General features: G+C 32.4%; 29 protein-coding genes. 18 read left to right on the forward strand and 11 right to left on the reverse strand.

The annotated features are described in order from the left end of the window. Positions 1-9: 9 nt before the first annotated feature. Positions 10-681 (forward strand): response regulator, encoded by a 672-nt coding sequence (locus tag LG651_RS04840; protein ID WP_226695027.1) that lies wholly within the window; start codon positions 10-12, stop codon positions 679-681. Positions 682-922: 241 nt separating this feature from the next. On the opposite strand, the gene LG651_RS04845 is transcribed toward LG651_RS04840, so the two are convergent. Then, a complete protein-coding gene (locus tag LG651_RS04845; RefSeq protein ID WP_226695028.1) occupies positions 923-1,420 on the reverse strand; it encodes a DUF456 domain-containing protein in 498 nt (165 codons plus the stop codon). 140 nt (positions 1,421-1,560) lie between these two features. Here LG651_RS04845 and LG651_RS04850 point away from each other — a divergent pair, with 140 nt between their 5' ends. From LG651_RS04850 to LG651_RS04860, 3 genes are all read left to right on the forward strand, one after another. Then, positions 1,561-1,920: a BlaI/MecI/CopY family transcriptional regulator gene (locus LG651_RS04850; protein WP_226695029.1), complete on the forward strand. Its 360-nt coding sequence runs from the start codon at positions 1,561-1,563 to the stop codon at positions 1,918-1,920. A 2-nt stretch (positions 1,921-1,922) separates the two neighbouring features. After that, positions 1,923-3,377, forward strand: coding sequence for a M56 family metallopeptidase (locus LG651_RS04855; protein ID WP_226695030.1), 1,455 nt, complete (start codon positions 1,923-1,925; stop codon positions 3,375-3,377). Positions 3,378-3,542: 165 nt separating this feature from the next. Further along, positions 3,543-3,959, forward strand: coding sequence for a hypothetical protein (locus LG651_RS04860; RefSeq protein WP_226695031.1), 417 nt, complete (start codon positions 3,543-3,545; stop codon positions 3,957-3,959). Between the two features lie 230 nt (positions 3,960-4,189). On the opposite strand, the gene LG651_RS04865 is transcribed toward LG651_RS04860, so the two are convergent. Then, on the reverse strand, positions 4,190-5,299 hold the full coding sequence (locus LG651_RS04865; RefSeq protein WP_226695032.1) for a glycosyltransferase: 1,110 nt from the start codon (positions 5,297-5,299) through the stop codon (positions 4,190-4,192). Between the two features lies 1 nt (position 5,300). Continuing rightward, a complete protein-coding gene (locus LG651_RS04870) occupies positions 5,301-6,269 on the reverse strand; it encodes a lysylphosphatidylglycerol synthase domain-containing protein (protein ID WP_449584533.1) in 969 nt (322 codons plus the stop codon). A gap of 67 nt (positions 6,270-6,336) precedes the next feature. Here LG651_RS04870 and ruvC point away from each other — a divergent pair, with 67 nt between their 5' ends. Genes ruvC through LG651_RS04915 form a run of 9 tightly spaced genes read left to right on the forward strand, consistent with a single transcriptional unit; the run spans position 6,337 to position 11,862 of the window. After that, positions 6,337-6,885, forward strand: coding sequence for a crossover junction endodeoxyribonuclease RuvC (ruvC, locus tag LG651_RS04875; RefSeq protein ID WP_226695034.1), 549 nt, complete (start codon positions 6,337-6,339; stop codon positions 6,883-6,885). Positions 6,886-6,890: 5 nt separating this feature from the next. Further along, complete coding sequence (locus tag LG651_RS04880) at positions 6,891-7,574, forward strand: hypothetical protein (protein ID WP_226695035.1); 684 nt, start codon at positions 6,891-6,893, stop codon at positions 7,572-7,574. Between the two features lie 11 nt (positions 7,575-7,585). After that, positions 7,586-8,782 (forward strand): radical SAM family heme chaperone HemW, encoded by a 1,197-nt coding sequence (hemW, locus tag LG651_RS04885; RefSeq protein ID WP_226695036.1) that lies wholly within the window; start codon positions 7,586-7,588, stop codon positions 8,780-8,782. Between the two features lie 11 nt (positions 8,783-8,793). Then, positions 8,794-9,546 carry a cyclase family protein gene (locus LG651_RS04890; RefSeq protein ID WP_226695037.1) on the forward strand — a complete coding sequence of 251 codons (753 nt, stop codon included), beginning with the start codon at positions 8,794-8,796 and terminating at the stop codon, positions 9,544-9,546. Then, positions 9,543-9,887: a DUF4260 domain-containing protein gene (locus LG651_RS04895; RefSeq protein ID WP_226695038.1), complete on the forward strand. Its 345-nt coding sequence runs from the start codon at positions 9,543-9,545 to the stop codon at positions 9,885-9,887. The genes LG651_RS04890 and LG651_RS04895 overlap by 4 nt, the downstream gene beginning before the upstream one ends. A 6-nt stretch (positions 9,888-9,893) precedes the next feature. Further along, positions 9,894-10,502, forward strand: coding sequence for a DUF4230 domain-containing protein (locus LG651_RS04900; protein ID WP_226695039.1), 609 nt, complete (start codon positions 9,894-9,896; stop codon positions 10,500-10,502). Next, complete coding sequence (locus LG651_RS04905; protein ID WP_226695040.1) at positions 10,502-10,900, forward strand: GNAT family N-acetyltransferase; 399 nt, start codon at positions 10,502-10,504, stop codon at positions 10,898-10,900. The genes LG651_RS04900 and LG651_RS04905 overlap by 1 nt, the downstream gene beginning before the upstream one ends. Positions 10,901-10,903: 3 nt before the next feature. Then, positions 10,904-11,269: an MmcQ/YjbR family DNA-binding protein gene (locus LG651_RS04910; RefSeq protein WP_226695041.1), complete on the forward strand. Its 366-nt coding sequence runs from the start codon at positions 10,904-10,906 to the stop codon at positions 11,267-11,269. Between the two features lie 14 nt (positions 11,270-11,283). Then, a complete protein-coding gene (locus LG651_RS04915; RefSeq protein ID WP_226695042.1) occupies positions 11,284-11,862 on the forward strand; it encodes a PhnA domain-containing protein in 579 nt (192 codons plus the stop codon). On the opposite strand, the gene LG651_RS04920 is transcribed toward LG651_RS04915, so the two are convergent. Beyond that, entirely contained in the window at positions 11,859-11,999 is a 141-nt protein-coding gene (locus tag LG651_RS04920; RefSeq protein ID WP_226695043.1) for a hypothetical protein, read from the reverse strand. The genes LG651_RS04915 and LG651_RS04920 overlap by 4 nt on opposite strands. Positions 12,000-12,087: 88 nt before the next feature. Between LG651_RS04920 and LG651_RS04925 the strand changes: the two genes are divergently transcribed. From LG651_RS04925 to LG651_RS04940, 4 genes are all read left to right on the forward strand, one after another. Beyond that, complete coding sequence (locus LG651_RS04925) at positions 12,088-12,690, forward strand: TetR/AcrR family transcriptional regulator (RefSeq protein ID WP_226695044.1); 603 nt, start codon at positions 12,088-12,090, stop codon at positions 12,688-12,690. 60 nt (positions 12,691-12,750) lie between these two features. Further along, positions 12,751-13,551 carry a haloacid dehalogenase type II gene (locus LG651_RS04930; RefSeq protein ID WP_226695045.1) on the forward strand — a complete coding sequence of 267 codons (801 nt, stop codon included), beginning with the start codon at positions 12,751-12,753 and terminating at the stop codon, positions 13,549-13,551. Positions 13,552-13,559: 8 nt separating this feature from the next. Continuing rightward, entirely contained in the window at positions 13,560-14,294 is a 735-nt protein-coding gene (locus LG651_RS04935) for a glucose 1-dehydrogenase (RefSeq protein ID WP_226695046.1), read from the forward strand. A 90-nt stretch (positions 14,295-14,384) separates the two neighbouring features. After that, positions 14,385-14,657, forward strand: coding sequence for a DUF1272 domain-containing protein (locus LG651_RS04940; RefSeq protein WP_226695047.1), 273 nt, complete (start codon positions 14,385-14,387; stop codon positions 14,655-14,657). On the opposite strand, the gene LG651_RS04945 is transcribed toward LG651_RS04940, so the two are convergent. After that, the gene (locus LG651_RS04945; RefSeq protein ID WP_226695048.1) at positions 14,654-15,082 is read right to left on the reverse strand and encodes a YybH family protein; all 429 of its coding nucleotides are present in this window, start codon (positions 15,080-15,082) and stop codon (positions 14,654-14,656) included. The two genes, LG651_RS04940 and LG651_RS04945, sit on opposite strands and share 4 nt — an antisense overlap. Positions 15,083-15,294: 212 nt before the next feature. Between LG651_RS04945 and LG651_RS04950 the strand changes: the two genes are divergently transcribed. Further along, complete coding sequence (locus LG651_RS04950) at positions 15,295-15,573, forward strand: hypothetical protein (protein WP_226695049.1); 279 nt, start codon at positions 15,295-15,297, stop codon at positions 15,571-15,573. Here LG651_RS04950 and LG651_RS04955 read toward each other — a convergent pair whose 3' ends face one another. The 6 genes from LG651_RS04955 to LG651_RS04980 all read right to left on the reverse strand — a co-directional run bounded on the left by LG651_RS04955 (position 15,574) and on the right by LG651_RS04980 (position 25,744). Then, positions 15,574-16,674, reverse strand: a complete 1,101-nt coding sequence (locus tag LG651_RS04955; protein WP_226695050.1) for a DUF4407 domain-containing protein — start codon at positions 16,672-16,674, stop codon at positions 15,574-15,576. Positions 16,675-16,837: 163 nt separating this feature from the next. Further along, positions 16,838-18,253, reverse strand: coding sequence for a T9SS type A sorting domain-containing protein (locus tag LG651_RS04960; protein WP_226695051.1), 1,416 nt, complete (start codon positions 18,251-18,253; stop codon positions 16,838-16,840). Between the two features lie 40 nt (positions 18,254-18,293). Then, positions 18,294-19,466: a cytochrome-c peroxidase gene (locus tag LG651_RS04965; protein WP_226695052.1), complete on the reverse strand. Its 1,173-nt coding sequence runs from the start codon at positions 19,464-19,466 to the stop codon at positions 18,294-18,296. After that, on the reverse strand, positions 19,456-20,928 hold the full coding sequence (locus LG651_RS04970; RefSeq protein ID WP_226695053.1) for a hypothetical protein: 1,473 nt from the start codon (positions 20,926-20,928) through the stop codon (positions 19,456-19,458). The genes LG651_RS04965 and LG651_RS04970 overlap by 11 nt, the downstream gene beginning before the upstream one ends. Further along, positions 20,915-22,393: a RagB/SusD family nutrient uptake outer membrane protein gene (locus LG651_RS04975; RefSeq protein WP_226695054.1), complete on the reverse strand. Its 1,479-nt coding sequence runs from the start codon at positions 22,391-22,393 to the stop codon at positions 20,915-20,917. Before LG651_RS04975 ends, LG651_RS04970 begins: the two co-directional genes overlap by 14 nt. Before the next feature lie 3 nt (positions 22,394-22,396). Then, the gene (locus LG651_RS04980) at positions 22,397-25,744 is read right to left on the reverse strand and encodes a SusC/RagA family TonB-linked outer membrane protein (protein WP_226695055.1); all 3,348 of its coding nucleotides are present in this window, start codon (positions 25,742-25,744) and stop codon (positions 22,397-22,399) included. Between the last annotated feature and the right edge of the window lie 21 nt (positions 25,745-25,765).

A 25,765-nucleotide genomic window follows, 5' to 3' on the forward strand; every position in this document is an offset into this window, starting at 1 on the left:
AACCTACCTATGACCGAAAGTATAAAAATATTAATGATAGATGATCATCCCATGATTATCGAAGGTTATCAAAATACATTATTATTCACTAAAAAGGACCATCAAGAGCTTAAAATAGATATTGCAAATAATTGCGACGAAGCAGTAGCTTTAATTAATAAATCTGTAAAGCAAATACCATACGACGTGTTATTTGTAGATATAAGTTTACCACCATCGTCTGACGGTGTAATGAGTTCTGGTGAAGACTTGGCAGAATATGCAAAATCGGTACTTCCTCAAGCTAAAATTGTGGTGCTAACTATGTTTAATGAATCGTTTAGAATTCATAACATAATTAAAACCATAGATCCAGAAGGTTTTTTAATAAAAAGTGATTTAACATCGAGTGAACTGGCAAGTGCTTTTCAGGCTGTTTTAAATAATCCTCCATTTTACAGTGGTACAGTAAATCAGCATATTAGAAAGTCTTTAACAACCGATATTGTAATTGACGAAAAAAACCGAAAAATACTTTATTTATTATCTCAAGGTATAAAAACTAAAAACTTAGCGCAACATTTAGACATTTCTTTAAGCGCTATTGAAAAGCGTAAAAAACATCTTCGCGAAATTTTTGATGTAGAAGACGGTCAGGATGAAACTTTAATAAACGAGGCCAGAAAAACAGGGTTTATATAAAAAAAACAATAATATTCTTGTAATTAAAAACTGTCAAAACCCTTGTCTTTATTGAGGTTTGCAAATTAACCACAAGTAAAGTACGGTTTTCCCGCATCTAAAAGTCGAAAGTTATAGGTATATTTGTATAACAACGCTTCAAAAAAATTAATTAATCCCTCATTTTTTTGTTGATAATAGCAATTTACACAAAACCCTGTGGAGGTGAGAGACCCACAGGGTTTCTTCTTTTTATTTAAATTTAAAATAAAAAAGTTCTGTTTTCCCAAACTAAACCAATAAATAGTCCGGTGTAAATTATTGCAACCACAAATTTTATAAAGGTTGAAGTTATAAAACCTAAAAAAGACCCAAAAGCTGCGCGTGTTGCCGTTTTTGTATCGCTTTTATTTAGTAATTCTCCCACTAAAGCACCTAAAAAAGGACCAATAATTATTCCTCCAGGAATAGGGGCAATTAGCCCAACTATTAACCCAATGGTTGTTCCAATTACGCCATATTTACTACCGCCAAAACGTTTGGTTCCAATAGCAGGGATAATATAATCGAGTATGTAAATAAGAAGAGCAATAATTCCTGTTATAACCAAAAACGAAGTTTCTAGGGTTACGGCATTGGTAAAATGCAGTACTAATAAACCTATCCAACTGGTAACAGGACCGGGTAAAATGGGTAAAAAGCTACCAATAATGCCTAAAAACATTAATAAACTGCCAATAATAACTAAAGTAATATCCATAAAAAATAAGTTTGTTCTACGAAATTAGACTAAAAACCGTACCAAAAGTTACAATTTGAACTAAAAAATTAGTTTAAACTAATTTTTTAGTTATATTTGTTCAACTAAGTTTTTAGTTTAAAATTTTAAAGTACGCAAATATGATACAACTAACAAAGGCAGAAGAGGATATAATGAAAATACTTTGGCAACTTAAAAAAGCTAATGTTAAAGCTATAATTGAGGAGTTTCCTGAACCAAAACCAGCATATAATACCGTTTCAACCATTGTTAGGATTTTAGAAAACAAAGGCGCAGTAGATTACGAAAAGCAAGGTAAAGGCCATATTTATTTCCCAATTTTAAAACAACAAGATTACAGTAACCAAACTATAAACAAGTTGGTCGATGGGTATTTTCAAGGGTCATTTAAAAGTATGGTGTCCTTTTTTATGAAGAAAAACGATATAAGCGTAAACGAGCTAGAATCGGTGTTAAAGGAAATTAATAAAAACGAGTAATTATGGTATATTATTTACTTCAAACCATAACGTTTCAGTTGTGTTTTCTTTTAGTTTACGATGTGTTTTTAAAAAGAGAAACCTTTTTTAACTGGAATCGTGCTTATCTGTTATTCACGACATTGTTATCGGTGTTTTTACCATTTATAAAAATTGAAAGCTTTAAAAAAGCAGTGCCAGAACAGTTTGTTGTGGCTTTACCCGAAGTGTTTTTAGGGCAAACAAATAAAACTATACAACTCGATCCGGTAATTATTAAAGGTGAAACTACAGAAGTTATGTCGCTTTTTTCATGGCAATATCTGTTTTATTTAGGAATGCTTGTAGCTTTAATTTTATTTGTATTTAAGCTTTATAAAGTCATTATTTTAATAAAAAGCAACCCTCAAATAAAATACGGCAAGCTAAGTTTGGTTCGTTTATTTAACAGTACTAATGCCTTTTCATTTTTTAATTACGTGTTTTTAGGAGAGCAATTATCGCAGAAAGAAAAAGCCAGTATTTTGCGACACGAAATGGTTCATGTAAACCAAAAACATACACTCGATTTACTGTTTTTCGAGTTGCTTCGCATTGTGTTTTGGTTTAATCCGCTGGTATATATCTATCAAAATAAATTAATAACACTACATGAGTTTATTGCCGATTCACAGGCGGTAAAGCATCAGGGTAAAAAAGACTATTATCAAAATTTATTAGCGCAAGTATTTCAAACCAAGCGCATATCATTCATCAATCCATTTTACAAACAATCATTAATCAAAAAACGAATCGTTATGTTACAAAAATCAAAATCCAACCAAGTTTATTTATTAAAGTATGTTATTTTAATTCCAGTTGTTTTAGCCATGTTATTTTTCACTTCGTGTGTTACAGGGCAAAATGAAAACGACGCTTCAAATAGTATTACAAACCAGATAGAAGTTTTAAAGTCGCTACTTGAGGAGAAAAAAGGAGCGCTTACACAAGCAGAAAAAGAAGAATTATTAAGGCTTATAAAAGATGTCGATTTTTCCCCGTTAGAAAATAGCCCTTGGAAGGTTTCGGCAGGAGTAAATAAAGTTTCAGATTCTGTTATGGTGCCATTTTCGGTAGTTGAGCATGTTCCAGTATTTCCAGGCTGCGAATCTTTAAATACTAACGAAGAGAAACGGAAATGTTTTTCGGAAAAAATCTCAAATTTTGTTGGTGAAAACTTTAATACTGATTTAGGGAAAGAATTAGGATTATCTGGACGACAACGTATAAATGTAATTTTTAAGATTGATACCGAAGGAAATATTGGAGATATACGCTCAAGAGCACCACACACAGATTTAGAAGCAGAAGCCATACGTGTAATAAATAAATTACCAAAAATGACCCCAGGTAAGCAAAAGGGTAAACTGGTTAAGGTGGCCTATTCTTTACCAATAGTTTTTGCCGTCACAGATGAGAATACCGATAAAAAAGGTTAGTATAATCTTAAATAACTTGAAAAACTGAGCTTTACCGTTCGGTTTTTTTGTTTTGTAATTTTTTAAACCGAAAAAAATTGTAAATTTCGGTTTCAGTTTAAATTTATGAGGTTAATCTTTACTCTGTTATTCTTTTTATTACTTATTTCGTGCGATTTTTTTAAGATGAAAAAATCGTCATCTCAAGATATTTTAAACGAAGAATTAAAAGCGTTTAATTGGACCGATGTAGATGAATACCCAAGCTTTTCTAGTTGCGATTCTATTGCAGTTAAACAAGACAGAAAAGATTGTTTTCAAAATAGTTTAACGCTTCATATTTGGGAATTTTTAAAGCAGGAACAACTAACCGTTACCCAAGATATTACCGACACTATTGTTTTAAATTTTAACTTATCTAAAACAGGTATTTTAAAGCTCACAGATATTAAAATGGCTCATGCCACCCGTAAAGAAATACCTCATATTGAAGCGTTAATAAACCGAAGTCTAGATTCGCTTCCTCAAGTTTATCCGGCCATAAAACGCGGTCAGCATGTCAATGCAGCCTTTAGTTTACCTATAATAATTAATGTGAATTAAAGAATTGATAAATTCTGCAGCATAAAGCCGAACTAAAGTGACAAATAAACGTGTAAACTTTTTGTAAACATTACGGTAAAAGAAACCGCTCAATTTATAAAAATACCAGCGCAAGTCCCGTTTTAATTACACGAGTTTCGTTTTCTAAAAATTGTAAAAACTGGGTTTGTGGTTTTAATTAAAACTAAAATGAGAGCGCTTATTAAAACAATGCAGAAATCGGGAGTGGTTTATTTTTTAAACTCGCGTTTTTTCCATGTATAACCTCCAAAAATAGCTTTTATAGCCACAAAAACACTAAAAAAAGAGTATGGTAAAAAGCTTAATGTATATTGTTTTAAGATATTTTTTTTATTAAAAAATGAAGCTGTTTTATTCAATAAAATAAAATCAACAATAGTTTTAATAGCAACAGCACTAACCAAAACAAAAGGATTTAAAAGTTTTAAAATAGTTAGTAAAATGCTAACAACAATTAAGGCATTCATTAGTAAAACTATAAGCCCTGTAATTTTACCAAATTTATTATTGTAAGCACTGGTTTTAGCCGCCCAACGCACATGCTGAGAAATTAAATTTGTCCATGAAGTTTGAGCTTTTGTTTTAACAATGGCATGTTTACTTTTTAGATATCCAATAGTTTTATTCGCTTTTAAAAGTTTATCAAGCATAAATATATCGTCACCACTAGCAATATTTTCGTTGCCTTTAAAGCCATCAATTTCGTTAAAAACAGACTTTTTATACGCAAAATTAGCGCCGTTACACAAAAAGGGTTGGTTTAACCCAAAACCACCAATAGTTGCACCTTGTAAACTTAAGGCATCTAGGTTTTGAAATTGGTTTAAAAAAGAGTTTTCACTTTTATACATTACTGGAGCAACAACGGCATCTATGGTTTTGTTTTGTATGTAATTGTCAAAATTTTCAAGCCAAAATTTAGGTAAAATGCAGTCGGCGTCGGTGGTTATAATCCATTCATTTTTTGCAAAGCCAATAGCTGTATTTATAGCATCTTTTTTAGGTGAATTTGTTTCACGTTTATTAGGTATAGTAATTACATCAACACCACTTTTAACAATAACTTCAAGCGAATTGTCTTCCGATTCATCATCAACCAAAAACACTTCAAAAAGTAGTTTATGATAATTTAAATGTTCTATAGATTTTAAAAGATTGGGTAAATTTTCAGCTTCATTTCTAAAAGGTATAATTATAGAAAATCTGGTTTTTGGAGGTGAGTTTTTAAATTTAAAAGTTTCAATTTTATTAAAACCATAAATAAAACGCCCTATTAAAATTAGGTAAGATAATGTTATTAAAATACTAATTATAATCATGCTATGTGTCGTGTTCTGGAAACTTAAATGTTATCACATAAAAACTTCCTAAAATACTAGGGATAACAAAATTAAAAATCCACATTAAACAAACAATGCTTAGCACCGTTAACTCGTTAACGTGCGCATAAGAAAATAGATAAACGGCAATACTGCCTTTAATTAGTACGTCGAAAATAAAAATTGAAGGAATTATAGAACTTAGCAAATACATGGTTGAAATGATTACCATAGCTTGCGAATAGCCAATATTTACATGAAAAAGTTGAAGCAGAAAATAAAACTGAAATGAAAAAACGGCATAACGCACCAAACTGTAAAAGCCACCTAAAAATAAGTTTTGTTTTGGGAATTTTAAAAAGAAGGTTTTTAATTTATAAAACGAAAACCCTTTAATTTTTAGCTTTTTATTTTTTATACTGAAGCTTATAAGAATGACAGAACCTACAATTATTACTAGAGTTAGGATAAGTTTAAAGTAATTAATTTGTAGCCCAAAGTTACTTGAAAAAACTAAAAAACCTGCAACGCCTATCACTGTTGTAACCAACATTTGTAAACTGTTATGAAGCAGGTTTACTAATAATACTTTTTTTCGACTATTGCCCAAAAAGTACATGGCTTTCGCGCCGTATTCACCAATGCGATTGGGTGTAAAAAGCGATGCTGTTAAACTGCCTAAGCTTTGTTCGAGGGCATTTTTAAAACTTAATTTTTTTACGGAACTAATAAGAGTTTGCCATTTTAAAATTTCGAAAAACCAGTTAAAACAGCTTAAAACTAATAGAAAAAATGTGTTTTTTAGACTAAAAACATCGCTTTTCTGTGAAAATTTAATAAACTCTGAAAAACTTAAAGAACTGTTATTTGTGAGTTTTTGGTAAATAAAATAAAAAGCACCAACAACAATGCTTAATTTAATAAGCACAAAAAAGAATTGCTTAGTTTTGTAAGGCATTTGGCGCATAATTTTTACAAATTACGCAATTAAATGGCGTTAATAAACGTGCTATTTTAAGTTGTTGATATTTAGATAAATGAAGGAACGAATTATTTTAGGTATAGATCCAGGAACAACCATAATGGGTTTTGGTCTTATTAAAGTGGTGGGTAAAAAAATGCATTTTTTACAACTTAACGAGCTCGATTTAAAAAAATATAGCGACCACTACCTAAAGTTGAAACTTATTTTTGAGCGTACTATTGAATTAATTGATACGCATAACCCCGACGAAATTGCTATTGAAGCGCCTTTTTTTGGTAAAAACGTGCAGAGTATGTTAAAACTTGGTCGTGCACAAGGCGTTGCTATGGCTGCAGGATTAAGCCGTGAAATACCAATTACTGAATATTTACCAAAAAAAATAAAAATGGCTATTACAGGTAATGGTAGCGCGAGTAAAGAACAGGTTGCTAAAATGTTACAAAGCATTTTGGGGTTAAAAAGTCTGCCCAAAAACCTCGATTCAACCGATGGTTTAGCAGCAGCAGTTTGTCATTTTTATAACTCCGGACGAGTTGATGTTGGTAAAAGTTACTCGGGTTGGGATGCTTTTGTGAAGCAAAACCCGAATAAAATTGGTTGATTATTATGATGAAAGAACAATTAGATATTTTTTTTCAAAATCCATTCTCTTACATTTTTGGTATTATTCTATTAGGATTCTACTTTTTTTTAAAAAGAAAACTTGAAAATTTAGCAGATAAAGAAGACGTAGACGGTATAACGCGAAAAGTTGAATCAGTAAAAAAAGAATTTAATGAAGATTTGGAGACTTTAAAGGCCGAATTGGAAGTTTTAAAGTCAAACAGGATAAGTTTGATTCAAGAAAAGAAAAAAGCAATCTATGACTTTTGGACAGCCGTCAATTCTTATTTCTGTAAGTTAGATTATTATTTATCTGCGCAAATAAAATCAAATGTAGAGAAAAAGGAGTATTTATTAAAGTTGGATAATAAGTTTGACTTGTTAAGTGAAAAAGCAAGTATGTTTAATTTGGTTCTTTATGAAGAAATAGATGACGAAACTGATGGAATTATTCTAGAATTATTTGATGTGTTTCATGATATGGAACAATTGATTAGAAAAACGATTGTTTTATTAGTGGGTTGTCATAATGAAGAAGGAAAAATAAAGAATAATGATGTCTTAATTGAGATTTATAAAAATGCAACTAATTCCAAAAACGTATTAAATCAAAAATATTCTATTTTATTAGATAAATTAAAATATAGTATAAGGCTGATTTTGGATAAAACGAATCAAATCAAGTAAGTTTTTAATAATTGGATAATATAGATCTCGATACAATTTCCTCCCCTTCGGGGAGGCTAGGAGGGGCAGCCGGAATTTACATTCACATACCATTTTGTAAACAAGCTTGTTTTTACTGCGATTTTCATTTTTCTACATCACTTAAAAAGAAAGATGAGCTTATTGATGCGTTAATATCCGAAATAGAATTACGTTACCCAATTTTAAACAGAGAAGTAGTTGAAACCATTTATTTTGGCGGCGGCACACCATCGATGTTAAGTAACATAGAATTACAGAAAATTATCGATGCGGTTTATACAAGGTTTCAAGTTTGCGAAAATCCAGAAATAACTTTAGAAGCGAATCCAGACGATTTATCGTTGGAGCGTATAAAAACCTTAGCGGAAGAAACCAAAATTAACCGATTAAGTATTGGTATTCAGTCGTTTTTTAATGACGATTTAAAAAGCATGAATAGGGCACATAACGCTACTGAAGCCGAAAAATGTTTAAAAGAAGCAACAAAATGTTTCGATAATATAACTATCGATTTAATTTACGGCATTCCTAATATGAGTTTGGAAAAATGGAATGATAACCTAGAGAAAGCTTTTAGTTTTGGGGTAAATCATATTTCTAGTTATGCCTTAACTGTTGAACCGAAAACAGCTTTAGATACTTTTATTGAAAAAGGAAAATACCCACCAATCGATGAAGATTTAGCGCTTAAACATTTTAATCATTTAGTTGAAAAAACATCCGAAAAAGGTTTTGTGCATTACGAAATTTCTAATTTTGGTAAACCTAATTTTTTCTCGAAACACAACACCAGTTATTGGTTAGGTAAGTCTTATTTAGGTATTGGTCCTTCGGCGCATTCGTTTTACAACAATCAGCGTAGTTGGAATGTTTCAAACAATGCTAAATACATAAAAAGTATTCAAAATAAAGAGTTGCCTTTATCAACAGAAAATTTAACAAAACAAGATGCTTTTAACGAGCATGTCATGACGGGTTTACGAACCATTTGGGGTGTTTCATTTAATAAAATTAAAACCGAATTCGGAGACGGCTTCCTTCAGTATTTAAAAAAGAATTCCAATAAATTTATAAATGAAGATTTGTTAGCTATTGAAACCAATTCTCATAACGAATCTGTGCTAGTAACTACAAAAAAAGGAAAATTTTTGGTAGATGGAATAGCGGCAGAACTCTTCATGATTTAGTATCTTTGAGCATGATTGCAACAATTCAATACAATTCCAGAAAATTAAAAATAAATTTAAAACAACCCATTGATATTTCAATGCCTATTCGTGGCAGTAAAGATAATGTTAACGCATGGTATGTTGGCGAACCCAAAATAGAACCACACACAGAAGATGATTGGGTGGCTAGTGTAGAGCAAGGTGCAAGTGTAAATTTTAATAATATTTCTTTTAATCCGCATGCGCATGGTACGCACACCGAAACGGTTGGGCATATTACAAAGGAGGTGCACTCTATAAATAAAAATTTAAAGCAGTTTTTCTTTTTAGCTGAGGTTATTACCGTGGCTCCAGAAACGTTTAACGACGATAGAGTGATCTCGAAAAAACAAATACAATTTGCTTTAGGTAATAAAAAGCGTGATGCTTTGGTAATTCGTACTATTCCTAACACTCGCGAAAAATTGTCACGTCAATACTCCAATACCAATTGGCCATATTTACAAGCCGATGCTGTAGAATTTCTAGTTAAAAAAGGCATTAAACATTTACTAATAGATTTACCAAGTATTGATAAAGAAAAAGATGGTGGCGAGCTTTTAGGGCATAATGCTTTTTGGAACACAAAAGGCAAATTACGTTTAGATGCCACAATAACCGAGTTTATTTATGTGTCTAATAAAATTGAAGACGGCGAGTATTTTTTAAACCTGCAAATAGCACCTTTTGAGAATGATGCAACGCCAAGTAAACCCATTTTATATAAAACTATAAGTTCATGAAAAACGTTTTAAAACTAGAAGAATTACTCATGTTTGTTCTGGGTATGTATTTGTTTTCACAATTAAATTTAAGTTGGTGGTGGTTTGCTGGCTTGCTGTTAACTCCAGATATTGGCATGTTGGGGTATTTAGTAAATCCTAAAATTGGCGCTTATGCTTACAATGTGTTTCATCATAAAGGCATTGCAATTTTATGCTATTTTTTAGGCGTTTATTTGCAAAACGATATAGTAAAATTAATAGGTGTTATTCTTTTTTCACATTCGTGTTTCGACAGAGTTTTTGGCTACGGATTAAAGTATATTACAGATTTTAAAAACACCCATTTGGGTAAACTTTAAAACCTTATGGAAGCGTTTTTAGGTATAATAATTGGCGTTTTGGTAACTACTGGTGTGGTTACTGTGGTAAAATCTTTTAAAAAGAAGAGTTTAGTAAACTCACAGTCTACCATTTTAATAGATAAGATTAAAAAGGTATGTAAGTTTATTACTGTTGAAGGTGATTTTGCCGAGATTTATCATTACGAAGATGTAAAAGAACGCTTTTTAAAATTAATAACAAGTAAGAAAAAAGCCTTAGTTGTAATAAACGCCAAGGCGCATGTAGGTTACGATTTAGCTAAAATTAAAATTGAAGCCGAAAATGATAAGAAAAGAATTATTTTGAAGCATTTTCCGCAACCCGAAGTACTTTCAATAGAAACCAATTTAAATTATTACGATAAAAAAGATGGCTACTTTAATAAGTTTGAAGCCACCGATTTAACCGGATTACACAACGAAGCTAAACTTCATATTCAAGAAAAAATACCAGAAAGTGGTTTAATTGAAATAGCACAAAAAGAAGCGCTTGAAACTATTTTACTTATTGAAACTATTGTTGAAACTATTGGTTGGAAACTAGATTATTCATATTTAGAAATAGATAGTGTAGAACCTAAAAAATTAAAATAATGTTCGAAATATCTACCGATAAAAGTAAGTTGAATGTTTCTGTAATTCATCAATTTTTAAGTGAAACCTATTGGGCAAAAGGAAGAACTGTAGCGCAAGTGCAAACAACAATAAATAGCTGTTTGTGTTTTGGTGTATATTTAAATAATGAGCAAATTGGTTTTGCACGCGTTGCAACAGATTATGCGGTTTTCGCTTATATTATGGATGTGTTTATACTTCCGGAATATCGTGGTAAAGGCTATTCAAAAAAATTAATGGAAACCGTTACAACGCATAAAGATTTGCAAGATTGTAAAGTTTGGATGTTAAAAACCAATGATGCCCACGGTTTATACAAACAATTTGGATTTACATATTTAAGTCATCCAGAAAAGCTCATGGAAAAACTATTGTAACTCATGAATATAGAACAATACAGAACCTATTGCTTAAATAAAAAAGCCGTTACCGAACATTTTCCTTTCGATGAAGATGTGTTGGTTTTTAAAGTTTTAGGTAAAATGTTTGCCTTATCCTCGTTAAAAAAATGGGAAGAAGGTTTGCAATCTGTAAACTTAAAATGCGATCCAGATTATGCTTTGGAGCTTCGTGCAGAATATGAAGCTGTAGAACCAGGTTATCACATGAGTAAAAAACATTGGAACACCATACAATTACATAAAAACGAAGTGCCTCCGGCTTTAGTAAAAGAACTTATAGATCAATCTTATAATCTGGTGGTTAAAAGTTTGCCTAAAAAGCTTCAAAAAGAATTAGAAAACTAAATTTTAAAAACATAATGAGTGTATTACAAACACTAAAAGAACGCAGTGGGGATTGTTGCGAGTTGTGTAAATCTACAACCCAATTAAGTCAGTATACCATTCCGCCATCATTAAACGAAAATGTAGATAACGATGTGTTGATCTGTAAAATCTGTTTAGATCAAATTGAAGAACGTACCGAAATGGATGCTAACCACTGGCGCTGTTTAAACGATAGTATGTGGAGCGAACACGTGGCGGTACAAATAATGGCATGGCGTATGTTGCAAAGGTTACGTAACGAAGGTTGGCCAAAAGATTTACTAGACATGATGTATTTAAGCGATGAGGCTTTAGCATTAGCAAGAGCGACGGGCGAAGATAAAGACGAAAGCGAAAAAGTGATACATCGCGATAGTAACGGTGTTATTTTAGATAATGGTGATGCTGTTGTGCTAATAAAAGATTTAAAAGTAAAAGGAAGTAGTATGGTTGCCAAACAAGGTACTGCAGTTAGAAATATTCGATTGGATCGTGATAACGCGCAATATATTGAAGGTAAAGTCGATGGACAACACATTGTAATTATTACCGATTATGTAAAGAAAACCTAATGCTCGTCTTTCTTCTTAAAAAGGTTAAATCCAAAAGGAAACATAAAAACTAAAAACAAATAGCGGCCAGTAACCAAGCCATAAATGGTTATGGCTGCTAAAACTACCATTAAAATTACTTTATAACTGTATTTCATTTTCATTAATTAAAAAACAACGTAAACATACAAGTTAAATTTTTTATAATAAAAACATACTAGCTGGTATTTTTTATAACTTTACAGCATGCAGCAAGAATTAAAATCGCAATTAACTAAGCAACAAATTGTACAAGAGGCTTTTACGTTATTTTATGAAAAAGGCTTTAAAACTACAAGTATAAACGATGTTGTAAAGGCTGCAAAACTTACTAAAGGTGCATTTTATCATCACTATAAAAATAAAGAACAATTAGGCTTAGAAGTTATAGAGCTTAAAGTGAGAAAACGTGTGTACGATGGTATGATTTTACCATTAAGCGATGCAGGAAACCCCATGGTAATTCTTGAAAAAACCTTTTTAAATAGAATAAAATCTTTTCCTTTTTACGATAAGCAAAATGGTTGCCCCATGAATAATTTTATTAACGAAATTGGGAATTATGAAACCGCTTATCAGTCGGCACTTAAACATATTGTTGAAACTTGGAAAGCCGCTTTAATTACCTTAATTAATCGTGGTAAAAACGAAAAATGTATTAAGCAAAATATTTCTAGCGAAGCCGTTGCGGTATATTTAATTAGTGCTTTTGAGGGTATTCGTGGTATTAGAAAATTATATAATGATGATGACATTTTAAATCAATACATATCTGGTTTAAAATTATATTTAAATCAACTAAAAGCATAAAATTTTTTTTAAACAAAAACATACTACTAAGAATGTTTTTTGATAATAAAACCATAACCTATGAAAAACAACAGAAGAAACTTTATTAAAAACACCGCAATGCTTGGAGTTGCAGGAGTAACCATGCCAAATTTTACCAATGTTTTAAACCAAAATACTATGCAAGAAGAGAAAAAATTAACAGGTCGCCCAAAGGTGTTATTTTTTGATGTAAATGAAACGTTACTCGACCTAACAGCTATGAAGGAAAACGTTGGAGAAAAACTTAACGGACGTAGCGATTTATTATCACTTTGGTTTACAACCATGTTACAATATTCGTTGGTAACAACAGTAGGTAGGCAATACAACGACTTCGGAATAATTGGTGCTGCGGCTTTACAAATGGTAGCAGCAAATAATGGTATTAAAATGGGAGAAAAAGAAGCTCAAGAAGCCATTTTAGGTCCGTTACGTTCTATACCACCACATCCAGAAGTAAAAGAAGCTTTAAAGCAATTAAGAGATGCTGGTTACAAATTGGTGTCTTTTACAAATTCCTCTAACATTGGTGTAAAAACTCAATTTGAAAATGCTGGTTTACTAGATTATTTTGATGAACGATTAAGTATTGAAGATGTTGGAAAATACAAGCCAGATACCGATGCTTACGATTGGGCAGCACGAAAAATGAAAATTAAATCATCTGAATGTTTAATGGTGGCGGCTCATGGTTGGGACATTGCAGGCGCACTTTGGGCGGGATGGAGAGGTGCTTTTGTTAGCCGTCCAGGTGCACAATTGTATCCGTTAGCACCAAATCCCGAAATTAATGAACCTAATTTAAAGCTAATTGCAAATAAATTAATTGCATTAAAATAATATATCGTATGACATTACAAGATAAAGTGGTTATAGTAACCGGTTCCTCGCGAGGCATAGGTAAAGAAGTGGCCATACAATTAGCAAAAAACGGTGCAAAGGTTGTAATAAATCATTCCAATAGCGAAGCAGAAGCCAATGAAACTTTAAATACAATTACAGATGAAGGTGGAAAAGCTATTGTTGTAAAAGCAGATGTTAGCAATAAACAAGATGTAGAAGCTTTGTTTAATAAAACTATTGAAACTTTTGGTAAAGTTGATGTTTTAATAAATAATGCGGGTATTATGTACAATAAGCTGTTGAAAGATAATACCCAAGACGATTTTACTAAATTATTCGATGTTAACGTGCGTGGAGTTTTTAATACCATGCAAGAGGCTGCAACAAAACTATCAGATAATGGTATTGTCCTTAATTTTTCTTCAAGTACAGTAAAACTTATGTTTCCTAAATATGCATTGTATTCCGCTACAAAGGCGGCTGTAGAGCAAATGACTCGTGTGTTTGCTAAAGAAGTTGGTCGAGGCATTTCGGTTAATGCCATTGCTCCTGGAGCTACTGCAACCGATTTGTTTTTAAACGGAAAATCGCAAGAAACTATCGATAAATTAAAAAATATGATTGCTTTTAACCGATTGGCAGAACCTATTGATATTGCAAGAGTGGTAGTGTTTTTAGCTAGCGACGACTCTAAATGGATTTCCGGGCAAATTATAGGAGCAAACGGTGGTTTAATTTAAAGTTTTTTTGAATAACTATTAAGGCTAAGGTACTTTAGTAAGTAAATTAAAAAGCGTAACTTGTTACTTGAGTTTTAATAGTTTTTCTTTATGTTAGAAATACGCCCAACTTGCGAAAACTGTAATAAAAAATTACCTTTTGATGCCGAAGATGCTATGATTTGTACTTTCGAGTGCACATTTTGTAAAAGTTGTGTAGAAACTATTTTACAACATGTTTGCCCTAATTGCGGTGGCGATTTTGTAAAACGACCAATTAGACCAAAACATTTACTTGAAAAATATCCTGTTTCTAGTACAGTAGTGTTTAAACCTGTAGATATTGAAGCCCATAAAGCACTTTTAAAAAAACTAAACGTTTAACCAGAAGTATCAGATATAATTTTCCATTCGCCATTTATCTTCTTAAAAACGACCATAAAAAAACCATCGGCATTTCCAACTTCTCGCTTTATGTGGTATTCGCCTAAAACGTAGTACGAATTAGCTTCAATTTTGTTAATGGCATTAATTTTAAAACTTAAAATACCAGTGTGGTCTTCGGTTGGGTAAGCTCTTTGGTAACGCTTTAAAGTTGCGTCCCAACCATTTACAACACCGTTAGCACCGTAAAAGGTTAATGAGTCACTTTTCCAGTAGCCTTCCATAAAACCTTCAATATCGTTTTTAGACCAAGCTAAACGCTGTTTTTTTAATACTTTTTGTATGGCTTTTTTATCGGCTTCTTCGTTTTGAGCGTACCCAGAAAAAGCAGTGATAAAACAAAAAATTAAAAGTAACTTTTTCATAAATGCATCTTGATTTTAAGATTCGTTTGGGTAAAAATAGAAAAATTTAACGTGTTACTCATCGATAAAATCGACAGAAAATTTTTATTCATCTAAAGTAAATTTCTATTTAACGATAAAATAAGGTTGGTAGTTGGTTTTGTTTTTATATTTATTTCAAAGTCAGTGACTTGATCTCCCTCAAATTTATTATTAACATTAAACCAATAATTATGGAATTAAAAATTTCGGGCTACAACAACTTCTATAAGGTTAAAGGTCACTTAAACAAAAAAAACGTTTATACGTTTAAAGCAGAATTTAAAAATATTTTCTCTAATGTAAATGCTGTAACTATTAGCATAGAGGATGTAGAAAGTATTGATAAGTACGGTGTAGCTGCAATGTCGCAACTGCATTTTGAGGCTTTAAAGCAAAATAAAAAATTATCTATTATTGGTTACGGCTGTAAAGATTTATACGAGCATTTTAGTTCAAATTCGGCTGCCTAATTACAAAATTGTTTTCTGCTTTTTATAAAATGCATCGGCTTGTAATTGCATAAGCTCGCGTGCTTTTTTGCGTTTGTAATTGTAGAGTTCGTCATCGTTTTTAATGTCTGTGTATATGCGGTCGTTTACGGCTGTATCTGTTTCTAGCATAATTTCTCGCTGATTCTTATTTTGAAGAACTTGCGTTTTTAATGCGGTTTCTTCGTCTTCAAGTTTAAAATCGTATGCGCCGCGCGGAGATAATAATTTTGCAAAAATAGGCGACGTTTCAATAGCTAAAAATAATAGGAAAATAAAAAATGAGGGTAGCCAAGGCAATTTGTTTAGTGCGTTTACGCGGGCCATTAAGCCATCAAAATTATCAATAATAGGTTGAGATGTGGTTACTTGGTTTGCATAATCGATTTCGGCTTGAGCAATTTTATCTTCGATAGCTTCAATTTTTGCTTTGTTTTCTGTTTTTAATTCCTTTAAATCGGCTAATGCAGCATCGTGTTTATCACGTTTTTCTTTATATACAGGTCCTTTGCCCAAAAGTTTTGTGCCTGCAGTTCCTTCGGCTTCATTTATATAAACGTTGTAAAGGGCATTTACTTCGGCTTCTTTTTGGCTGATTTCGCTTTGTAAGGAATCTATTTTGGTGTTAAAAGCTTCAATTTTAGGAGTGAATTGTTCTGCTATTTGTGTTTTGTTATTTAAAGTCATAGCATTTTTTTCTTCTAACAGAACTTGGTTTATTTCTTTTTCAAAAATTTTAAGTTCTAAAGGTTTAGAGATCACTATGGCAATAATTAATGCTAAAATTATTCTTGGTGCGGCTTGAATTAATTCATCTGTAAAATTTCCATTTTTTTTAATGGTTGAAACGATGTAGCGATCTAAATTAAAAATTAGTAATCCCCAAACTAATCCAAAAAATATAGCAGAATATAAATTATCGAAAACAGTAAATAGGGCATAACTAGCTGCAATTGTGGCCATAACTGCTGTAAAGAAAACTGTAGCTCCAATTCCGGCATATTTGTTTTGTTCGCCGTTGCTGCAGGTGTTTAAAATATCGGTATCGGCACCTGAGCAAATAATAAAAAAATGCTTTAACATAACTTGATTGTGATTTGATTGATAGTTTATTAGAACGTTAAAAGTTATGTTTTGTTACAAGAAAAGTTAGGTTTTTATCTTTTGCTATCTAATATTCTCAATAATTACTAATAATAAAAAAAGCCTCGTTACATACGAGGCTTTAAAAAAGTGTAAAAATTAGCTATTTAATCAGAACTTTTTTGGTTAGGATATTGTTGTTAGATTCTATTTTTATTAAGTACAAACCACTATTTAAGTTTAGATTTATTTTTTCGGATGATATTATGCCTTTTTTGATAAGATTACCAGAGCTACTGTATATTGAAAAATCTTTATTAAGTAAGCTAGTAGGAACCATAATATAATCTGTAGCTGGGTTCGGGTAAACCGAAATAATTTCAAATGAGCTACTAGAAGTAGATAATGTAGCAGGGTCGAAGCTATAAAGTTCGTTTCCAGTTGTGCCATTGTCTCCTTCAAAATATAACTTATCATTAAGTACTACAAGATCATCTATATCTTTAATGTTACTATCAACTCTTTCGGAAGTAGAGCCATCTGTTCTAAATAAATATTGCGCGGTGTCGTCGGCTACTTCGCCTGCATAATATAAATAGTCGCCTAAAATGGCATAGTCTGATGGATCGTGATCATTTGATGCGCCTCCGGTGATATTGCTTATATTGGAAATAGCATCGGTGTTTGGGTTGTAAGCCCAAAGTTGATCTTCAGAGGTGCCATTGTCTGCTTCAAAGTACAATATATTATTCCAAGCAAAAAAGTTGTTTATCCCGGATAAAGAACTTGCATTTTCAACAGCAACTGTGCCAGTATTTGTGCCATCTGTTTTCCATAATGCATCGTCTGCTTTAAAAAACACCTCGTTGTTAACAACTGTAAAATTACTAATGCTTGAGTCACCTGTACCTTCATCAATATCTTTAATTAAAGTAAATAATCCTGTACTTGGGTTATATTCATAAAGTTCACGACCTATAGTTGGTTCGTCTTCAGAATAGTCCATGTAGCATAATAATTTATTGTTGAAAGCTGTAAAATGGGCTCCAACTAGTGCTTCTGTACCTGTGCCATTGTTGGTTACCGGAGATGTATTAGTGTCATCAAATTGATAGAGTTTATTGCTATCTGTAGTTAATACAAAGTATACTAACCCGCCAGTTTCAATTGGGTTAAATACAAAAGGGTGGCCTGTAGCATTGGTGCCACTTTCTGTACCGTCGGTTGAAAATAATACGCTACTAGTACCATTATTTGCAGAAAAATAGAGTGTATTGTTGTATTCAAAAAAACCTGTAGGAGAAGAACTAGCAGCTCCAGTATTTAAATCTTTTACAAAGGTAGTTCCTGCTTCGGTACCATCGGTTACCCAAAGTTCTTTACCTAGGTCTGCACCTCCTGGGGTGTTTGATCCGTTTGAGTCATCGGCAGCAAAATAAATTTTTCCATTAAAGGTATATAGATTTGCTGGAAGTGAGCTAGATGTTCCGTTGTCGTTTATTTCCTTAACCTGTGTAATTTGTGCTTGAATTGTAAAGCTTAGTGATAAAGTAAATAGAGCTAGTAATTGTTTTTTCATAATTTGTGAGAGTATTAATTAGTAATATTTTGAGTTATTTTTACTTTGGTAATTCTGGTATTAAAGTCCGTCCTTTATTTGAGCTAAGTGTTTCTAAAAAAGCTAATAAAGCATTAATTTCTTCTTTATTTAAGTTTAGTTTTTGCAGAATAGGCGAGTTGTTGGGTATTAGAGAGTCTCGTTCTGTGCCTAAGTATTTTTTTTGAATTGGAGCTGGGTTTCCTAAATTGTAAAACTCTACTACATCTAATAAACTTGGAAAATGCCCGTGATGCATCCAAGGTCCGGTTCTTGATATTTCGCGAAGTGTTGGCGTTCTAAATTTACCAATGTCTTCTTTGTTTTTTGTAACCACATAGCGTCCAAAATCTTCATTTTTTGTTCCAAAAAGTGTTTGTCCGTCGTTGTGAAACTTATTATCGCTAAAATATGGGGTGTTATGGCAATTAATACAGCGCGCTTTTGTTCGAAACAAATGCAAACCTAAAACCTCTTGGTTTGTTAGTTTAGTAGAATCTCCTAGTACAAATTTGTCGAATCTCGTTTTATAACTATTTACGGTACGCTCGAAAGTAGCTATGGCTTGTTGAATACGTTTTAAAGAAACAGAATCGGATCCGAAGGCCGATTTAAAAAGAGGTTTATAACCATTTATGTTCGCTATTTTATCTACCGCAATATTTAGTTTTTCGTTCATTTCTACAGGATCTGCAATAGGAAAACGTGCTTGGTCTTCTAAACTATTGGCTCGTCCGTCCCAAAATAACTCGTGCGCTAAGCCTGAATTTATTATGGTCATAGAATTTCGTGCTCCTGTTTGTCTGTCATGACCAAAAGAGCGGGTAGAATTATCTGTCCAAGCTAATTCCGGATTATGACAAGAAGCACAAGCTATTTGTCCGCTAATTGAAAGCCTTGGGTCAAAGAACAGTGTTTTTCCGAGTTTTGCTTTTTCTTTAGAATACGGGTTGCTTTCTGGAAATTCTGGTTTATTTAATGCCCCAATATCTTTAAATGTAGATTTATCTATAGTCTCATCTAAATTTGGCTCTGGCCATAATGTTTGGTCGGTACTACTGTAAACCTCTCTTAATTTTGAAATAGAATTATACCTTGATTCTGGTTTGTTAGCATGACTATCTATAAAATACAATGCACCAAATATTACCAGTGCAATTATTAAAAAAAGAATTGTTTTTAATTTAAAGTTCATAAGTAGATATGCAATTGGAGTTAGTTAAATCTTCTGGGTCTGTGTAGCTATTATTGCTATAAATTCGGTATTCTGCAGATACGGTTCCACCAAAAACAGCATCATTAGTGGCCTTTAATGTAAATTTTAGTTCAAATAAATCGTCGCTTATTTCTTCGTAAGTACCTTCGCCAGAAATGGCAATGGAATGTGTGTTTCCGTTGTTACCTGAAATACTAAGAAACTGTGGGATAATTAAAATACTTCCCTTATTAGTACTGTTACCATTTTCTGGGAAAAATTCTATAGCGGGACTTACATTAAATCCGGGAGAGTCTGCTGTAGATGTAAGCTCATTACTAAACCAGCGTTTTAAATTAAAAGAGTTTGTTGTTATTGTTGTAGACGTTCCAAACCCTATTTGAAAAGCATGATGGTAAATATCATCCGAGGTGTCTGTTGTACCATTATCGCTGTAAAGAACTGCGTTGGGGTGCGTTGCATCAACAACTACTGGATATGTAAATGCGAAGAAATAGCCCCATTCGCAAACACCATCCTCGTCAAAATCATTCCAAACCTCGCCGTAAGTTCTATGGAAAGCATCATTTAGATTGTAAAAATTTGATGCGGTAAAAACAGCGTTATTACGTTCTGTAGCAATAGGTTTTACTAGTTGTAAAATGGAGTTCCCAGAAACTGTGTAATTATCTGTGTTAACTAAAGTGATTATAGACTCGTAGTAAACATCATCGTTTTGTATATTTTCATCTAAAGTTATTTTGTAGGTAATATATGTTTTATCTTCAGCAATAAAATCAGTTGTAAGTGTATATTCAAAACCATTTAAAAATTCGAACATCGAGGCTGTGTCAATTTCAGATTCAATAAATCCGTTAGGGAAATTGACATTAAAAGATATTTCTTCGCCTTGTTCGCCCGTAATTTCAATTCGGTTGGTTTCTATTGTGTAATAGGTTTCAATATCTTCAAGGTTTATTGTAAAGGTGTCGTTTGGAGAGGTGCTATTTAGGTTACCAATATTTATACTATTGTTTGAAGCGCTTTCTAGAGCAAAATTTATGGTTTGATATTCTGTCCAGCGTTCATTAAAAGTTACATAAATAGTATCTGTTAGTTGTGTGCCGCTAAAGCTTACTTGGTTTTCTGGAAACACGTTAAAAGCATCTTCACTTCCAGAGGAAGCGATACTATAATTAACTGTAACGGTTTCAGATAATGCCTCTGAAGATAGTGTAACAGGAATTTTTACAGGTGCAATAGAACTGTTAGCGTAGCTAGAAACAGGAATTAAAGCACTGCTTACAGATGGATACTCTAAGGGTTCGTTATTACTATTTACTAAAAAATTAAATCTTACAAATGGTTCTGAAAACGAATTGTCTTGATTGTCATCGTTAGTACAAGAAATAACTGTTAGTAAAAGTACTAGAATTTTAATGTTTTGTTTAATACGATGCATTTTGTTGTAAATTTTCGTTAAGGTCTATATTGGCTTGAGGAATAGGTAAAATGAACTTATCTGATGGATAATTGAGATTACAAGTTTGTGAAATACACCCATCATTCCTTATTATATCTTGTTGATTTCTTGATAAATCGAATAAATAGTGGCTTTCAAAACAAAACTCTTTTCTGCGTTCTTCAAGTAAAAGTTCTTCAAGGTTATCTGTAGAAGTTAGTAAGGATGCGTTAGCGCGTTCACGAATTACGTTTATATCGTTTTTAGCATCTTCTAAATTTTCTAAACCTATAGAAGCTTCAGCTCTAATAAGGTATAATTCGCTTAATCTTAATCCAACAAAAGCAGCATTGTCTTGAAATTTTTTGGTGAAGTAATAATTTGCATCTTCAAGCTCGTTATCTATTAATGTGGCTAGCGGTTGTTCTAGAAATAACTCTTTTCTAATGTCTGTGGTTTCAAACAGATTTAGTAAATCTTCTGAAGCTACATATTTTTCGTAATCTGAATCTGAAGTATATCCGTAAAAAGCCGACATTGAACCTCCAACATTATCACCACTATCTCTGGGTACCGAAAATTCTAATAATATTTCAGAAACTGGCGTATCTGTTTTTTCCCATTCCGAAATGTAGTTTTCATCAGAAATTAGAGCTACTCCAGAATTTAAAATAACGTCGTTTGCCATGTCGTAGGCGTTTTGCCAATCTTGTTTTGATAAGAAAACACGAGCTAGAAATGCCTTTGTATTGTAATAGTTAAAATAGGAATACGTTGCACCATCTAGAATTGAAGAATCGTTATAAAAACTTAAAGCATTATTAAGATCGTTAATTAAAAGTGTATAAGTATCGAGAGCCGTTTTTCTAGATGGGTAAGTAATTCCATTGGTTAATGTTGTGGTGCTGTAAACTACTCCTAAATGGCTAGCGTCTGCCGTATAATTATAGTTCTGAGCGTAAATTTGTACTAGTAAAAAATGGCAGTAAGCTCGTATAGTTAGCGCTTGAGCTTTAATTTGATTTATTTCTTCACTTGTAGCATCTGTTAATGCTTCAACATATTCTAAAATTAAATTTGTTTGGTTTATTATGTTGTAGCAGTCATCGTAAACAGATTCTAAATCACTGTCTTGGGCTAAGTCTTGAAAGTTGTAAACATTTTCTAGATTTACCGGGGCGCTTAACTCTCCTAAGCTGCTCGTGCTTAAACTTGGTGAGAATTTTAAGTTTCCTGATTGCAGATCGACATATATTGCGAAATATTCACTTCTTACTGTTGATTCTAAACTTGAATAGGTGCCTAACAAAGCTTCAAGAACACCCTCTTTGGTAGAAAGTTGTTCGTTTATCGAGGTTTGTGATCCTGGTTCTTGCTCTAAAAACTCACTACAACTTTGCGCAAAGCAAATTATTAATAAACCAACAGCAAGACATAGTTGTTTTATATATTTATACTGTTTCATATCTTAAAATTTTCCGTTTATACCCATAGAAATTGTTCTCGCTTGTGGGTAGTTAAATTTAAATTCTCTAATTCCGTTTCTATCATAGGGGCTTTTATCTTTATACCAGTAGCCAACATTTGAAACATCTAAAAAAACCGATAAGTTGTTTAAAAATTTAACGCTATTTAGAGGGAAGTTATAGGTTAAATTAATGTTGCTTAATTTTAAATAGGTGTTGTCGAATAAATATTTACTGTAGTTCGATATGGTTGGGTTGTTGCTTGTAACTATTGGTTGCAAGGCAATGTCTCCTTGGTTTCTCCAATAATCGTAAGCGTTTACAGAGAGGTTTCTGTTTGATGTATTGCTATATTTAGCAATGAGTTCGTCTTCAACAAGAAAATCACCACCTATTTGAAACGAGCCACGAATTGATAAGCTAAGATTTTTAAATTTAAAGCTATTATTAAAACCACCATAAGCATCTGGTTGAGTGTCTCCTATAGGTTCCCAATCTGCACTATCAAATAAATTATTGTATGTAACAGCATCGTAAACTTGACCGTCTTTTTCTAGTAAATCTCTTCCTGTTCCAGGGTCGATGCCTACCCAGTTAATTCCCCAGATTGTAGTCGTGCTGTAGCCTACTTTTTGAGCTAGTGCGCGTTCGCCTGAAGAGTACTGGCTTCCCAATCCTTTTAACTCGGTAACCTTACTTCTTAAAGTTGAAATATTAAAAGATGTATTCCAGTTAAATTTTTCAGATTGAATCCAATTTACTTTAGTTGAAAGCTCTAAGCCTTTATTATACATGCTTGCTGCGTTTAATTGTATTGAAGAATATCCCGTTTCTGAAGGTATATTTCGTGAGGTAATTAAATCTGAAATAGCATCATAATAGTACTCGAGTGATAGTTGTACGCTGTTTAGAAAATTAAAATCTATACCGGCATTAAACTTTGTGTTTTTTTCCCAACTTAAGTAACCATTGGGCGCGGTAGAAGTTGTTGCTTCATCGAAATTATTATAACCGTTAGCCGAAGTGTTGTAAAGACCTTTTGAACGATACGAGCCTATTCTTGAATTACCAGTTGTACCGTAGCTAGTTTTTATTTTTAAAAAGTTAATAAAGTTACTGTTAAAGTTGTTTTCGTTACTTATAATCCAACTAACTCCAACACCTCCGTTGTATGCTACATCGGTATCGCTACCAAAAACAGAGCTTTCGTCTCTTCTAATATTACCAAGAAAATAATAACGCTTTTTGTAATTGTAGTTTATTTGCGAGAATATAGAAACTCTAGAGTTGTAACTAATATCAGAATCGTATGTTTGATTATCTGTAGTTTCATCGGCTGTTGTTGTAATATCGTCATCTTGTACAGCATTGGTAACCGCGTTTATTATATTCGGGTTAACAAAACCGCGTCCAGAAGCATAACTAAAGTTGGCTTTATCTTCAGATAACTCAAAACCTATTAAGCCATCAATATTATGGCTGTTATTAAATTGTTTGTTGTATAATAGTTGCCCTTGCCAATTCCATTTTGTTGAGTTTCTATTATTTATAACACGTCGTCCGTAGTTCGGATAACTCACGCCATTTAGTGTAAATGTTCCGCTATATTGTCCGCTTTCGTTTTCGCCAGAGAAATAGCGATCTTGTTCTTTGTCGGTAAAATTTAACCCAAAAAGTGTAGAAATTTTTAAGTTATTATTTATTGGGTAAGCTAAATTAATGCTTCCTAAAACACCGTATGTATCTGTTGTATTGGTGTTTTGGTTTATTGCAGCTAGTGGGTTTCCAAGTCCGGTTACACCAACAGAACTATAGGAACCGTCATCGTTATACGGAGATAACGTTGGAATAAAAGCATAGTTGTAATAAATGTTTGGCGCATTTTTTTTAACGTAACTAGGATTTAAAGATAAACCAACATGTAAGTCGTTTATGTGGTAATTTATGTTTATACCTGCGTTTAATTGTTTGCTGTTATTGCCTTTTTGAGGCTCTTCTATATCTAGGTAGGTAACGCTTGTTCTAAAATTAAGTTTGCCATTACCGCCAGCTGCAGCAAAATTATATTTATTGTAAACTCCGGTGTTATTAAGCAAGCTAAACCAATCTGTGTTTACACCGTTATAAGGCACAGTGCTTGAGCCAGTGTTTGTTAAATATTCGTTACGAAGCTCGTTGTATTGTACTCCATTTAAATATTGAATTTGGTTTATGGCACTAGATATACCTACTTGTGTAGCAAAGTTAAATTTAGTTTGTCCTTTTTGTCCCTTTTTAGTGGTTATAATTATAACGCCGTTGGCACCATCTGCACCATATATACTTACAGCTGCGGCATCTTTAAGTACGTTTATGCTTTCAATATTTTCGGCAGATATTTGGGATAAAGGATTGGCCAGCGTTTCGGTATAAGTACCACTGCCATCAAAAAAACTACTATCTATTGCAGATTCCTCACTCATTATTACACCATCAACAATAATTAAAGGTTGTGTTGAAGTGCCTAAAACAGTATCAAATAACGGAGTTAAACTACCCTGCCCGCGTATATTAATTGAGACCGGGCCACCTATTCCTGAAGTATTTTCTACTAAAACACCAGCAAGTTGACCTTCAATCATTTTATCAATACTTTCCGAAGCTTGGTTTGTTGCTATATCTCTTGATTGTAGCGTTGAAATACTACCAACAACTTCTTCTTTTAATTGTTTTGTTCCGTAAGATGAGGTTATAATAACTTCATTTAATCCAGAATAATCTTCTTCTAAAGTTATATTAAAATAGCTGTTGTTTTTTACAGGAATTTCTAGGTCTTTATAACCTAAAAACGACACTAACAAAGCCATGTTGTTAATGTCGTTTCCTTTTAAGGCGTATGTAAACTCTCCTTTTTCGTTAGTTATTGCTCCAACTGCGGTGCCTTTAATTAAAACGGTGGCGCCCAAAAGAGGTTCGTTAGTGGCTTTACTTAAAACTTTACCTTTAATAAGGCGTTCTTCTTTTTTTATTAGCAACGATGTGTGTTTTTTAATTTTAGCTGTTGTTAATAAAACTTGATTGTCTTTTATAATATATTGGATTTTTGAGCTTTTAAAAAGTATATCTAATACTATTTTTATAGATGCGTTTTTTACACGAATACTAGCTTTTTTTTCTATATCAATTTTTGAAGTATTATAAATAATTCGAAAACTACTTTGGTTTTCAATAGACTTAAATATGGTTGTAAGAGGTACATCTTTATAATTTAAATTAATAGTGTCGTTCTGTGAATTAGCAACAGTATTAAATACCATTAATAATATAAAAATAAGCGATTTATAAATTGAAAGGGTTGGTTTTATTCTCATAAAATATAGCTAGTTTTAGCT

The sequence above is a fragment of the Neotamlana sargassicola genome, assembly GCF_020523965.1.
GTDB lineage: Bacteria > Bacteroidota > Bacteroidia > Flavobacteriales > Flavobacteriaceae > Neotamlana > Neotamlana sargassicola.

What these genes read in the sequence shown, in the direction of transcription:
- LG651_RS04840 (WP_226695027.1), top strand. Translation starts at nt 10, where the DNA reads ATGACCGAAAGTATAAAAATATTAATGATAGATGATCATCCCATGATT.
- LG651_RS04845 (WP_226695028.1), bottom strand. Translation starts at nt 1,420, where the DNA reads ATGGATATTACTTTAGTTATTATTGGCAGTTTATTAATGTTTTTAGGC.
- LG651_RS04850 (WP_226695029.1), top strand. Translation starts at nt 1,561, where the DNA reads ATGATACAACTAACAAAGGCAGAAGAGGATATAATGAAAATACTTTGG.
- LG651_RS04855 (WP_226695030.1), top strand. Translation starts at nt 1,923, where the DNA reads ATGGTATATTATTTACTTCAAACCATAACGTTTCAGTTGTGTTTTCTT.
- LG651_RS04860 (WP_226695031.1), top strand. Translation starts at nt 3,543, where the DNA reads ATGAAAAAATCGTCATCTCAAGATATTTTAAACGAAGAATTAAAAGCG.
- LG651_RS04865 (WP_226695032.1), bottom strand. Translation starts at nt 5,299, where the DNA reads ATGATTATAATTAGTATTTTAATAACATTATCTTACCTAATTTTAATA.
- ruvC (WP_226695034.1), top strand. Translation starts at nt 6,337, where the DNA reads ATGAAGGAACGAATTATTTTAGGTATAGATCCAGGAACAACCATAATG.
- LG651_RS04880 (WP_226695035.1), top strand. Translation starts at nt 6,891, where the DNA reads ATGATGAAAGAACAATTAGATATTTTTTTTCAAAATCCATTCTCTTAC.
- LG651_RS04890 (WP_226695037.1), top strand. Translation starts at nt 8,794, where the DNA reads ATGATTGCAACAATTCAATACAATTCCAGAAAATTAAAAATAAATTTA.
- LG651_RS04895 (WP_226695038.1), top strand. Translation starts at nt 9,543, where the DNA reads ATGAAAAACGTTTTAAAACTAGAAGAATTACTCATGTTTGTTCTGGGT.
- LG651_RS04900 (WP_226695039.1), top strand. Translation starts at nt 9,894, where the DNA reads ATGGAAGCGTTTTTAGGTATAATAATTGGCGTTTTGGTAACTACTGGT.
- LG651_RS04905 (WP_226695040.1), top strand. Translation starts at nt 10,502, where the DNA reads ATGTTCGAAATATCTACCGATAAAAGTAAGTTGAATGTTTCTGTAATT.
- LG651_RS04910 (WP_226695041.1), top strand. Translation starts at nt 10,904, where the DNA reads ATGAATATAGAACAATACAGAACCTATTGCTTAAATAAAAAAGCCGTT.
- LG651_RS04915 (WP_226695042.1), top strand. Translation starts at nt 11,284, where the DNA reads ATGAGTGTATTACAAACACTAAAAGAACGCAGTGGGGATTGTTGCGAG.
- LG651_RS04920 (WP_226695043.1), bottom strand. Translation starts at nt 11,999, where the DNA reads ATGAAATACAGTTATAAAGTAATTTTAATGGTAGTTTTAGCAGCCATA.
- LG651_RS04925 (WP_226695044.1), top strand. Translation starts at nt 12,088, where the DNA reads ATGCAGCAAGAATTAAAATCGCAATTAACTAAGCAACAAATTGTACAA.
- LG651_RS04930 (WP_226695045.1), top strand. Translation starts at nt 12,751, where the DNA reads ATGAAAAACAACAGAAGAAACTTTATTAAAAACACCGCAATGCTTGGA.
- LG651_RS04935 (WP_226695046.1), top strand. Translation starts at nt 13,560, where the DNA reads ATGACATTACAAGATAAAGTGGTTATAGTAACCGGTTCCTCGCGAGGC.
- LG651_RS04940 (WP_226695047.1), top strand. Translation starts at nt 14,385, where the DNA reads ATGTTAGAAATACGCCCAACTTGCGAAAACTGTAATAAAAAATTACCT.
- LG651_RS04945 (WP_226695048.1), bottom strand. Translation starts at nt 15,082, where the DNA reads ATGAAAAAGTTACTTTTAATTTTTTGTTTTATCACTGCTTTTTCTGGG.
- LG651_RS04950 (WP_226695049.1), top strand. Translation starts at nt 15,295, where the DNA reads ATGGAATTAAAAATTTCGGGCTACAACAACTTCTATAAGGTTAAAGGT.
- LG651_RS04955 (WP_226695050.1), bottom strand. Translation starts at nt 16,674, where the DNA reads ATGTTAAAGCATTTTTTTATTATTTGCTCAGGTGCCGATACCGATATT.
- LG651_RS04960 (WP_226695051.1), bottom strand. Translation starts at nt 18,253, where the DNA reads ATGAAAAAACAATTACTAGCTCTATTTACTTTATCACTAAGCTTTACA.
- LG651_RS04965 (WP_226695052.1), bottom strand. Translation starts at nt 19,466, where the DNA reads ATGAACTTTAAATTAAAAACAATTCTTTTTTTAATAATTGCACTGGTA.
- LG651_RS04970 (WP_226695053.1), bottom strand. Translation starts at nt 20,928, where the DNA reads ATGCATCGTATTAAACAAAACATTAAAATTCTAGTACTTTTACTAACA.
- LG651_RS04975 (WP_226695054.1), bottom strand. Translation starts at nt 22,393, where the DNA reads ATGAAACAGTATAAATATATAAAACAACTATGTCTTGCTGTTGGTTTA.
- LG651_RS04980 (WP_226695055.1), bottom strand. Translation starts at nt 25,744, where the DNA reads ATGAGAATAAAACCAACCCTTTCAATTTATAAATCGCTTATTTTTATA.